The organism is Pseudomonas sp. SP16.1 (assembly GCF_052682975.1).
Map to the genome: position 1 here is coordinate 5,157,881 of NZ_JBQYFZ010000001.1, position 10,111 is coordinate 5,167,991.

The 10,111-nt window shown below is 64.1% G+C and carries 11 protein-coding genes; 5 read left to right on the forward strand and 6 right to left on the reverse strand.

Annotated elements, in window-relative coordinates; translation table 11 throughout:
- Positions 1-2: 2 nt before the first annotated feature.
- From ACUTAF_RS24225 to hemJ, 4 genes are all read right to left on the reverse strand, one after another.
- Entirely contained in the window at positions 3-791 is a 789-nt protein-coding gene (locus tag ACUTAF_RS24225; protein ID WP_445582363.1) for an SDR family NAD(P)-dependent oxidoreductase, read from the reverse strand.
- 9 nt (positions 792-800) lie between these two features.
- Positions 801-1,778 carry a DUF805 domain-containing protein gene (locus ACUTAF_RS24230; RefSeq protein WP_445582364.1) on the reverse strand — a complete coding sequence of 326 codons (978 nt, stop codon included), beginning with the start codon at positions 1,776-1,778 and terminating at the stop codon, positions 801-803.
- Positions 1,779-1,940: 162 nt separating this feature from the next.
- Positions 1,941-2,903: an NAD(P)H-dependent flavin oxidoreductase gene (locus ACUTAF_RS24235; protein WP_445582365.1), complete on the reverse strand. Its 963-nt coding sequence runs from the start codon at positions 2,901-2,903 to the stop codon at positions 1,941-1,943.
- Positions 2,904-2,914: 11 nt separating this feature from the next.
- Complete coding sequence (gene hemJ / locus ACUTAF_RS24240) at positions 2,915-3,343, reverse strand: protoporphyrinogen oxidase HemJ (protein ID WP_445582366.1); 429 nt, start codon at positions 3,341-3,343, stop codon at positions 2,915-2,917.
- A gap of 134 nt (positions 3,344-3,477) precedes the next feature.
- Between hemJ and argC the strand changes: the two genes are divergently transcribed.
- The 4 genes from argC to erpA all read left to right on the forward strand — a co-directional run bounded on the left by argC (position 3,478) and on the right by erpA (position 6,075).
- Positions 3,478-4,512 carry an N-acetyl-gamma-glutamyl-phosphate reductase gene (gene argC, locus ACUTAF_RS24245; protein WP_445582367.1) on the forward strand — a complete coding sequence of 345 codons (1,035 nt, stop codon included), beginning with the start codon at positions 3,478-3,480 and terminating at the stop codon, positions 4,510-4,512.
- Positions 4,513-4,517: 5 nt separating this feature from the next.
- Positions 4,518-5,231 (forward strand): DUF6776 family protein, encoded by a 714-nt coding sequence (locus tag ACUTAF_RS24250; protein WP_445582368.1) that lies wholly within the window; start codon positions 4,518-4,520, stop codon positions 5,229-5,231.
- 9 nt (positions 5,232-5,240) lie between these two features.
- Entirely contained in the window at positions 5,241-5,651 is a 411-nt protein-coding gene (locus tag ACUTAF_RS24255) for a bactofilin family protein (protein WP_445582369.1), read from the forward strand.
- A gap of 73 nt (positions 5,652-5,724) precedes the next feature.
- Positions 5,725-6,075, forward strand: coding sequence for an iron-sulfur cluster insertion protein ErpA (gene erpA / locus ACUTAF_RS24260; protein WP_004373465.1), 351 nt, complete (start codon positions 5,725-5,727; stop codon positions 6,073-6,075).
- Positions 6,076-6,170: 95 nt separating this feature from the next.
- Here the strand turns inward: erpA and ACUTAF_RS24265 are convergent, their stop codons facing one another.
- Both ACUTAF_RS24265 and ACUTAF_RS24270 read right to left on the reverse strand, forming a co-directional pair.
- Positions 6,171-7,262 carry an anhydro-N-acetylmuramic acid kinase gene (locus tag ACUTAF_RS24265; protein ID WP_445582370.1) on the reverse strand — a complete coding sequence of 364 codons (1,092 nt, stop codon included), beginning with the start codon at positions 7,260-7,262 and terminating at the stop codon, positions 6,171-6,173.
- Between the two features lie 3 nt (positions 7,263-7,265).
- On the reverse strand, positions 7,266-8,693 hold the full coding sequence (locus tag ACUTAF_RS24270) for a peptidoglycan DD-metalloendopeptidase family protein (RefSeq protein WP_445582371.1): 1,428 nt from the start codon (positions 8,691-8,693) through the stop codon (positions 7,266-7,268).
- Positions 8,694-8,875: 182 nt separating this feature from the next.
- Here ACUTAF_RS24270 and tyrS point away from each other — a divergent pair, with 182 nt between their 5' ends.
- On the forward strand, positions 8,876-10,075 hold the full coding sequence (tyrS, locus tag ACUTAF_RS24275; protein WP_445582372.1) for a tyrosine--tRNA ligase: 1,200 nt from the start codon (positions 8,876-8,878) through the stop codon (positions 10,073-10,075).
- The last annotated feature ends 36 nt before the right edge of the window (positions 10,076-10,111 follow it).

Consider the following 10,111-nt stretch of genomic DNA (forward strand, 5'->3'; position numbering starts at 1 on the left):
GCTCAGGCGCGGGTATAGGGACGTATCAGGCGGCCGCACAGCTTGCGCAGCAGCCAGCGCGGCGCCAGGCGGGGGGCCATTGCCAGCAGGCGATTACGCCAGCCGGGCAGGATGATGGCGTGGTTCTTCGCCAGTGCGCGTACGGTGATCAGAGCGACCTCTTCGGCGCTCATCATCCACTTGCCACCGTCCAGCCGGGCGGCGTCCATCTGCGCGGTGCGGAAGAAGGCGCTGCGCGTTGGCCCTGGGCAGAGCACCGAGACGCGTACGCCATGCTCGCGCAGTTCCTCGCGCAGGCCCTCGGAAAAATGCAGCACATAGGCCTTGCTGGCGTAGTAGCTGCTCATCCATGGGCCGGGCTGGAAGGCGGCGAGCGAGGCCACGTTGAGGATCTGGCCGCCGCCTTGTTCGGCCATGCGCTGGCCGATGTCCTGGCACAGACGGGTCAGGGCCAGGACGTTGACCTCCAGCTGTTCCCGCTCGCGGCCCCAGTCCTGCTCCAGGAAGGGGCCGGCGCAACCGAGGCCGGCGCTGTTCACCAGCAGCTCGATATGCAGCTGGCTCTGCTCCAGCTCGTGCAGCAGGCCGGACAGCTGCAGCGGCTCGCTGAGGTCGCAGAGGCGGAACAGCACCTCGACGCCGAAGCGCTGCGCCAGCTCGCAGGCGATGCTTTCCAGGGCGTCGCGCCGGCGAGCAACCAGAATCAGGTTGCGCCCACGGCGCGCCAGGGCCTCGGCCAGGGCCAGGCCAATACCGCTGGACGCGCCGGTGATCAATGCATAGCTGGGCATGGTGCTGGGTTATTGCCCCTGGTATTCGGCGGCGCGCTCGACATAGCCCTGATACTGCGGGATGGTGATGGCTGCGATGATGCCGGTGATCGGCACCAGCAGGAACAGCCAGGCCAGCAGCTTGACCGCGCCGCTGTTGGGCGGTGGCGGCGGGCCGAAGCGGTTGACGCCCTGGCTGCCGGGGATGATCAGCATCAGCAGGGCGAACACGCCGCCGACCACCGGGATGAAGTTGACCAGCCAGAGCCAGCCGGACCAGCCGATATCGTGCAGGCGCTGTACGCCGAAGCAGACGCTGACCACCATCATCGTCACGAGCGCGGCCGCGAGCAGGAGCATCCCCAGCATATCGGAGAGTGCCGCGGCGCCCATGCCCAGCAGCAATACCGGCAGCGTGCAGAGGAACATGGCCATGCTCCAGCCCAGGTAGCGCACGCGGCCAATCCGGCCGCTGACGCCGAATACCTTGAGTTCGCTGAACTCCGGCAACTGTTCGGCGACGTTTGCCCGCGGCGGCGCATAAGGCGAGGCGCTGCTCGGCGCCGCCGCCGGTGCGCCCTGAGTCATCGCGGCCTGCTGGGCCTGGCGAGCCAGATATTTCTCGATGATGATGCCGCAGGCCGAGCATTCGTCGGCCTGCGGCTGCTCGTGAGCGCACCTGGGGCAGGTCACTGTCGGGGTGTCGGGCTGCGCTGCGCTCGGTTTCTCGACGGGGTGGTCGTCGGTGGCCAGCAGGCTCAAACCGCCGCTGGCATGATCCAGTTCCTTGCGCACCTTGGCGCCGGCCTTTTGCAAGGCATTGAGGTACTGATCGGCCTCGCTTTCCCCGAGACCGCGCTTGAGGGCCACCTGGGCGCCGCTGAACAGGCCGTTGATGCGCGCCATGTCGCTCTTGAACAGGCGGGCGAGGTTGTCCTTCACCGAGTCCAGCGTCATTTCGGGCATCAGTTCGCCGTCGAACACGATCTTGTAGCGAGGGGAGTTCATGCGAGCTTCCTTGTCTGCAGCGGGTGGCGGGATGGATAAAGCCTAGAGTGCCGGCAGGGCACTGCACAAGCGGCAGGCGCTACAGTTCGCGACGATATTTCGGCCGTCTGACGGTGGCGCAGGAAACGCTGGCGCATGGATCAGCCCGGCCTCGATAGCGCTTCAGCGCGGCCAGCGCTGCGCCAGGCTTCCGGCATGCTGCAGCGCGGCGCGATACTCGCTGTCCAGACGCGCCACCAGTTCGCCGACGCTGGGTAGATCGTCGATGCCGCCGACGCCCTGGCCGGCCGACCATACGGTCTTCCAGGCCTTGGCCTCGTCATTCACGGGTTTGAGTTTCTCGCCGTAGTTGATGTCGGCCTTGTTCTGCAGCTGCTTGAGGTCGTAGCCGGCCTGCTCCAGGCTCTGGCGCATGAAGCTGGCCGGCACGCCGGAAACCGCCGGAGTGTGGATGATGTCGGCGGCGTGAGCCGCGAGGATCATGTCCTTGTAGGCTTGCGGCGCATCGTTCTCGCCGGTGGCGATAAAGCGCGTGCCCATATAGCCCAGGTCGGCGCCGAGCAACTGCGCGGCGAGCAGCTCGTGGCCGTGGTTGAGGCAACCGGACAGTAGCAGGGTCTTGTCGAAGAACTGGCGGATCTCGGCGAGCAGGGCGAACGGGCTCCAGGTGCCGGCATGCCCGCCGGCCCCGGCGGCGACCGCGATCAGGCCATCCACACCGGCTTCGGCGGCTTTCTCGGCGTGGCGGCGGGTGGTCACGTCGTGGAATACCAGGCCGCCGTAACTATGGACCGCGTCGACCACTTCCTTCACCGCGCCAAGGCTGGTGATGACGATGGGCACGCGGTGCTCGACGCAGATCGCCAGATCCGCCTGCAGCCGTGGATTGCTCTGATGGACGATCAGGTTGACCGCGAAGGGTGCGGCGTCGGTGCTCAGGCTGGCCTCGATCTCCTCGAGCCAGGCGCGAAAGCCGGCGCTTTCCCGCTGATTGAGCGCGGGAAAACTGCCGACTATGCCGGCATCGCAGCAGGCACTGACCAGCGTCGGGTTGGACACCAGAAACATCGGTGCGGCCACCAGCGGCAGACGCAGGCGTTGTTCGAGCAGGGCGGGCAGGGACATGACGGCTTTCCTCAAAAGGGGCGGACGACGACCAGAATGACGATGCCGAGCAGCGCCAGCACCGGCGCCTCGTTGAACCAGCGGTAGAACACGTGGCTGCGGGTGTTCTCGCCGCGGGCGAAACGCTTGAGCTGGGCGCCGCACAGATGCTGATAGATCACCAGGGCGATCACCAGGGTCAGCTTGGCGTGCATCCAGCCCTGGGCGAAGTAGTAGCCGGGGTTGAGGCTCAGCAACCAGATGCCGAGGCCCAGGGTAGCCAGCGTCGAGGGGATCATGATGCCACGGTAGAGCTTGCGCTCCATGGTGCAGAAGCGCTCGTGGCTGGCGTCGTCGCCGCTCATCGCGTGGTAGACGAACAGCCGTGGCAGGTAGAACAGGCCGGCGAACCAGCAGACCATGGCGACGATGTGCAGGGCCTTGAGCCAGAGATAGAGCATGGTCGATCCTTGCGCGAGTAGATGGCCTCGATAGTAGAGGCTGGCGACGGTTTGCGTCACCTGCGCGGTTGGAGCTTGGCCGATGCGGCTTTATCATCGGCATCTTTCCAATGGCTTTTGCAAAGGGGCATGTGATGATCAAGGTCGGAATCGTCGGCGGCACGGGTTACACCGGGGTCGAACTGCTGCGCCTGCTGGCGCAACACCCGCAGGCGGAGGTGGCCGTCATCACCTCGCGCTCAGAGGCCGGCCTGCGCGTCGACGAGCTCTATCCCAACCTGCGCGGCCACTATCCGGACCTGGCCTTCAGCGTACCTGACGCAACCACCCTGGGAGCCTGCGACGTGGTGTTCTTCGCCACTCCGCATGGCGTCGCCCATGCCCTGGCCGGCGAGTTGCTGGCCGCCGGCACGCGGGTGATCGACCTGTCCGCCGACTTCCGTCTGCAGGACGCCGAGGAATGGGCCAAGTGGTACGGCCAGCCGCACGGCGCCCCCGGTCTGCTACCCGAAGCGGTCTATGGCCTGCCCGAGGTCAACCGTGAGGCGATCAAGGGGGCGCGCCTGATCGCCGTGCCCGGCTGCTATCCGACCGCCGCTCAGCTCGGCCTGATCCCGCTGCTCGAAGCCGGCCTGGCCGACCCCGCCAGCCTGATCGCCGATTGCAAGAGCGGCGTCAGCGGCGCCGGTCGCGGCGCCAGCGTCGGCTCGCTGTTCTGCGAGGCCGGCGAGAGCATGAAGGCCTATTCGGTCAAGGGCCACCGCCACTTGCCGGAGATTCGCCAGGGCCTGCGCCAGGCTGCCGGCGGCGAGGTCGGGCTGACCTTCGTGCCGCACCTGACCCCGATGATCCGCGGCATCCATGCCACCCTGTACGCGCGTGTGGCCGACACCTCGGTCGACCTGCAGGCGCTGTTCGAACGTCGCTATGCCAATGAGCCCTTCGTCGACGTGATGCCGGCCGGCAGCCATCCGGAGACACGCAGTGTACGCGGCGGCAACGTCTGCCGTATCGCCGTGCACCGTCCGCAGGGTGGCGAACTGGTGGTGGTGCTGTCGGTGATCGACAACCTGGTCAAGGGCGCCTCCGGGCAGGCCGTGCAGAACATGAACATCCTCTTCGGTCTCGACGAGCGCCTCGGCCTGTCTCACGCAGCCCTGCTGCCGTGACCCCCATGTGGGAGGTTCGCGTCAGCGATCCACGCGGCGAGCGGCGCCGTCACGCGTTGCTGATCCTGCTGCTGCTGGCTGTGCCGTTGGCGTTCTGGCTCGGCATGGTGTGGGCCGAGCGCCAGGCGCAGCGGGAGCAGGGCGACACCCATGCGCTGCTGACCCGCCTGGCGGAGCAGGAACAGGAGCTGGAGCTGTTACGCCAGCGTCTGGTGGTAGTGGGCAGCAGCGAGAAGGTCAGTCAGCAGGCCATCGAGCAGAACCGCCGTACCATCAAGCTGCTCGAGGAGCAGATCTTCAAGCAACAACAGGACCTGGCCTTCTACAAGGGCGTGCTGGCGCCCGCCAGTCGTCGCGAAGGCCTGCGTATTCGCGCCTTTGAGTTGCAGGCCACGGACAACCCCAGGCGTTTCCGCTACAAATTGCTGATGAGCCGGGTCGGCACCGGTGACCAGCCGCTGCAGGGGCAGTTGCGTATCACGGTCGAGGGTCGACAGGGCGGCAAGGATGCCAGTCTGGAACTGTCGGCGCTGTCCGATGAAGTGAGCGCGGCATCGATACCCTTCTCCTTCAAACACTTCCAGTCCTTCCCCGAAGCCGGACGCTTCGGCGAGCTGCAACTGCCGGAAGGCTTCGAGCCCCGCCAGGTCAAGGTTCGCGCCGAGGTCAAGGGCGACAAGCCGCTGGACCGTACATTCGAATGGATAGACGAGGAGTGACATCCGCCAATGTGGAATAAGAACAAGGCCAAACCCGATTTGCAGCGTTTCAGTGGCAAGACCAGTCTGATCGCCGCCGGCGCCGAACTGCTCGGCGATATGCGCTTTCAGGGGGCGCTGCAGGTGGACGGTCGGGTGACCGGCAACCTGCTGGCGAGCGAGGGGATGGTGCGGGTGAGTGTCGGTGGCCTGGTTGAAGGCGAGGTGCGCGCACCCCATATAGTGATAGACGGCGAGGTGATGGGCGATGTCTTCGCCAGCGGTCATCTGGAATTGGGCGCGCGTTCGCGCGTGCGCGGCAATTTGCACTATGGCCTGATGGAAATGGCCATGGGCGCGCAGATCGAAGGACGGCTCTGTCATATGAAGGAGAGCGTGCGGCCGCTGGAGTTGCCCGAGACGCTGGATGTCGAGCAATAGTTGACCAATTTTCTGGGGCAAGCGGATAATGCACGCCCAACGCAGTATGGCGCATGGCGCCGGGAGTCATAGCATGAGCGTCGAAACCTTCACCCCTGCCCCCTTGCACTTCACCCAGGGTGCGGCCAGCAAGGTGAAGACCCTGGTCGATGAGGAGGGCAATCCGCGCCTGAAACTGCGCGTGTTCGTCACCGGTGGTGGCTGCTCGGGCTTCCAGTACGGCTTCACCTTCGATGAGGATGTGGCCGAGGACGACACCATAGTCGAGCGCGAAGGCGTCAGCCTGGTGGTCGATGCCATGAGCTTCCAGTATCTGGTGGGCTCCGAGGTCGATTATCAGGAAGGCCTAGAAGGCTCGCGCTTCGTAATCAAGAACCCCAACGCCACCACTACCTGCGGTTGCGGCTCGTCGTTCTCGATCTGAGTCTGCGCTTAATGGGAAACGCCGCGCTTGATGCGCGGCGTTTTCGTTTATTCGCTGCGCTCAGTCTGCGGCCGTTACTGTGCCTCGCCAGGTTGCTACGCCGGGTAGATGGCGCCTAGTACCCGCGGTCCCCGTGCGCCGGTCACGCTGGGACGATTGCCGGCGATACCTTCCAGGGCGCAATGAGCCAGCCAGGCGAAGGCCATCGCTTCGACCCAGTCCGGATCTATGCCCTGAGCGTCCGTGCTGGTGACAAGGGTGTCCGCCAGCAGCTCGGCGAGCCGGCGCATCAGCAAGGCGTTATGCGCCCCGCCGCCGCATACCAGTAGTGCGTCGGTGCTAGGTTGGGCCTGGCGCAGAGCGCTGACGATGCTGCTGGCCGTCAGCTCGACCAGGGTCGCCTGCACATCCTCGGCGGCCATGGCCGGCAGCGCCTGCACCTGGCCCAACAGCCAGCCCAGATTGAACAGCTCGCGCCCGGTGCTCTTCGGTCCTTGCGTGGCGAAGAACGGATCGGCAAGCAGGCGGGCAAGCAAGGCCGGCTGCACCTGGCCGCTGGCTGCCCAGGCACCGTCGCGGTCGTAGCTCTGGCCTTTGCAGTGCTGAATCCAGGCGTCCAGCAGGACATTGCCCGGGCCGCTGTCGAAGCCCAGCACGTCCTGTCCGGGCGAGAGCAGGCTGAGGTTGCTGAAACCACCGACGTTGAGCACCGCGATATGTCGTTCGCTATAGCCGAACAGCGCCTGGTGGAAGGCCGGCACCAGGGGGGCGCCCTGGCCGCCGGCGGCGACATCGCGGCGGCGGAAGTCGGCGACCACGCCGATATCGGTCAGCTCGGCGAGCAGGGCGGGATTGCCGATCTGGATGGTGAAACCACGCGCGGGTTCATGACGCACGGTCTGGCCGTGGCTGCCAATGGCGCGAATCTGCTGCGCACTCAGTCCTTGCTGCCGCAGCAACTCGTTTATGCCCGCGGCGGCCAGTTCGACCCAGCGCTGTTCGGCGATCGCCGCGCGTGCCAACTCATCCGCACCCGAGGCGCACAGCGCCAGCAGTTCGTCGCGTAACTGCGGCGGCATGGGGCGATACTGGGTGGCGAGCAGGCGAGTATGCTGGTCCTGCTCGATCAGCGCGATGTCTATTCCGTCCAGGCTGGTGCCGGACATCACGCCGAGATAGAGGGGCATGGCTTAACGCTTGTTGGCTGCGAGCATGGTGGCCTTTTCCTGATCCATGCGCGCCATCAGTGGCTTGCTCAACTGCATGAATCGCTGCTTCTCGCTGGCGGCGATCGGGTCGGCCATTGGCAGTTTCTGGCTCAGTGGGTCGACGTGCACGCCGTTGACCTGGAACTCGTAATGCAGGTGCGGTCCGGTGGACAGGCCGGTGGTGCCGATATAGCCGATGATCTGCCCCTGCTTGACGGAGCTGCCGTTGCGGATGCCCTTGGCGAAGCCCTGCATGTGCGCATAAAGGGTGCGGTAGCGCTGGCCGTGCTGGATGATCACTGTGTTGCCGTAGCCGCCATGACGACCGGCCAGGCTGACGCGACCGTCGCCGGCGGCCTTGATCGGCGTGCCGCGTGGCGCCGCGTAGTCCACGCCCTTGTGTGCGCGGATCTTGTTCAGGATCGGATGCTTGCGGCCCGTGGAGAAGCGCGAGCTGATACGGGCGAAGTCCACGGGAGTGCGGATAAAGGCCTTGCGCATGCTCTCGCCGTTGGCGTTGTAGTAGCTGGTTGTGCCCTGCTTGCTGGTGTAGCGCACCGCGGTATAGGTTTTGCCGCGATTGGTGAAACGCGCCGAAAGAATGTCGCCGGTGCCGACACGCTTGCCGTTCACCACCTTCTCTTCGTAGACCAACTCGAACTCGTCGCCTTCGCGAATATCCATGGCGAAATCGATGTCGTAGCCGAACACGTTGGCCAGTTCCATGGTCAGGTTGTGCGAGAGGCCGGCGCGTTTGGCGGATAGAAACAGCGAGCTGTCGATCACGCCGCGACTGTAGGCGGTGACCACCTCCGGCTTGACCAGATCGCGCTGGAAGTCGAAGCCCTTGTCGTCGCGGCTCAGGCGGATGCTTTCCAGGTCGCTCAGCTTGCTCTGCAGGGACTTGAGCTTGCCGCTCTCGTCCAGTTCGAACTCCAGCACCTGGCCGACTTTCAGGCGGCCGAACTGCTTGGCCTCCTTGCTGCTGTTGAGAGCCTCGTGCAGATCGTTGGCGTTGAGGCCAACCTTGGCGAAGACGGTGGACAGGGTATCGCCGTTGCGGACAGTGATGTTCTGCTGGCGAGGATCGGAAGGGGTGGAGGCGGTTGTTGCTGGATTCTTGTCATCAGCGTCGTGTCCGGCGCTGTGTTCGGTACCTTCCTCGCTCTGCTCGATCATGGCGAAAGGCGAGGCGGCGCCATCGGCGGGCTGTCCCGCTCGGAGGTCGTCTTTCTCTTGCAGCACCAGTTCGGCATCGTTGCCGAGATCCAGGTCGAGGAAGGTCTTCTGCGCTTCGACTTCGCGCGAAGGAAACACCAGCAGAGCCAGGCTCAGCAGCGCAGCTACACCGCTAGCAGCCAGGATGTGGCTCTTCGGGTAGGGCGGGGCTTTGGGAGTATGTTGCGTCATGGCGTGAGGCGTTTTCTTGGAATATGCATTAACTGTATAAAATATAACCAAATCCGCTGAGGGGCAACCCTTGACATGTCGAGCGGAGGTGTTCTGCGGCTTTGCTGGAGCAAAACTTGTAATTAGTTTGCGATCTTGTATGGTTGGTTCCCTTTCAATTTCCAGTGGTTGCGGGTTCTGTCATGAAGTCGGTCGAAGAGCAGCTGGCGCTGATCAAGCGCGGTGCGGAAGAGGTTCTGGTTGAGGCTGAGCTGGTCGAAAAGCTGAAGCGTGGTCAGCCGCTACGCATCAAGGCGGGATTCGACCCGACCGCGCCGGATCTGCACCTCGGTCATACCGTGCTTATTAATAAGCTGCGTCAGTTCCAGGAGCTGGGGCATCAGGTGATCTTCCTGATCGGGGACTTCACCGGGATGATCGGCGATCCGAGTGGCAAGAGCGCAACTCGTCCGCCGCTGACCCGCGAGCAGGTTCTGGACAACGCCGAGACCTATAAGCAGCAGGTGTTCAAGATTCTTGATCCGGCCAAGACCGAGGTGGCATTCAACTCTACCTGGATGGATCAGCTCAAGCCAGCCGACTTCATTCGCCTGGCGTCGCAATACACCGTGGCGCGCATGCTCGAGCGCGACGATTTCGACAAGCGCTACACCAGCAACCAGCCGATCGCTATTCATGAATTCCTCTACCCGCTGGTGCAGGGCTATGACTCCGTGGCGCTCAAGGCCGACGTCGAGCTGGGTGGTACCGATCAGAAGTTCAACCTACTGATGGGGCGCGAGCTGCAGCGTGCCTATGGTCAGGAATCGCAGTGCATCGTCACCATGCCATTGCTGGAAGGCTTGGATGGTGTGAAGAAAATGTCCAAGTCCCTGGGTAACTACGTAGGTATCCAGGAGGCTCCGGGTGTGATGTACAACAAGCTCGTTTCCATGCCTGATGCACTGATGTGGCGCTATTTCGAACTGCTCAGCTTCCGTTCCATGGATGAGATCGAGCAGTTCAAGCGTGATATTGAGCAGGGCGCGAATCCGCGTGACATCAAGATCAAGCTGGCTGAAGAGCTCGTTGCGCGCTTCCATGGCGAAGAGGCAGCTGCCAATGCGCATCGCTCCGCTGGTAATCGCATGAAGGATGGTGAGTTGCCGGAAGACCTGCCGGAAGTCGAGCTGACCTCGGCTGAGGACATGCCGATCTCTTCTGTCCTCAATAAGGCGGGTCTGGTGAAGAACGCCGCCGGTGCTCGCGACCTGCTGGGGTCGGGTGGGGTGCGTGTTGATGGGGAAGTGGTTGATCGCACCTTCCTATTCAAGGTGGGCTCGACTCACGTCTGTCAGGCCGGCAAGAAGGCCTTTGCGCGGGTCACCCTCAAGGTCGAGTAATAAAACTGCAATTTATGCTTGACGCGTCGTTCTCAG

Excerpts from the sequence above, each read along its gene's own strand:
- ACUTAF_RS24225 (WP_445582363.1), bottom strand. The coding sequence starts at position 791 with ATGCCCAGCTATGCATTGATCACCGGCGCGTCCAGCGGTATTGGCCTG.
- ACUTAF_RS24230 (WP_445582364.1), bottom strand. The coding sequence starts at position 1,778 with ATGAACTCCCCTCGCTACAAGATCGTGTTCGACGGCGAACTGATGCCC.
- ACUTAF_RS24235 (WP_445582365.1), bottom strand. The coding sequence starts at position 2,903 with ATGTCCCTGCCCGCCCTGCTCGAACAACGCCTGCGTCTGCCGCTGGTG.
- hemJ (WP_445582366.1), bottom strand. The coding sequence starts at position 3,343 with ATGCTCTATCTCTGGCTCAAGGCCCTGCACATCGTCGCCATGGTCTGC.
- argC (WP_445582367.1), top strand. The coding sequence starts at position 3,478 with ATGATCAAGGTCGGAATCGTCGGCGGCACGGGTTACACCGGGGTCGAA.
- ACUTAF_RS24250 (WP_445582368.1), top strand. The coding sequence starts at position 4,518 with ATGTGGGAGGTTCGCGTCAGCGATCCACGCGGCGAGCGGCGCCGTCAC.
- ACUTAF_RS24255 (WP_445582369.1), top strand. The coding sequence starts at position 5,241 with ATGTGGAATAAGAACAAGGCCAAACCCGATTTGCAGCGTTTCAGTGGC.
- erpA (WP_004373465.1), top strand. The coding sequence starts at position 5,725 with ATGAGCGTCGAAACCTTCACCCCTGCCCCCTTGCACTTCACCCAGGGT.
- ACUTAF_RS24265 (WP_445582370.1), bottom strand. The coding sequence starts at position 7,262 with ATGCCCCTCTATCTCGGCGTGATGTCCGGCACCAGCCTGGACGGAATA.
- ACUTAF_RS24270 (WP_445582371.1), bottom strand. The coding sequence starts at position 8,693 with ATGACGCAACATACTCCCAAAGCCCCGCCCTACCCGAAGAGCCACATC.
- tyrS (WP_445582372.1), top strand. The coding sequence starts at position 8,876 with ATGAAGTCGGTCGAAGAGCAGCTGGCGCTGATCAAGCGCGGTGCGGAA.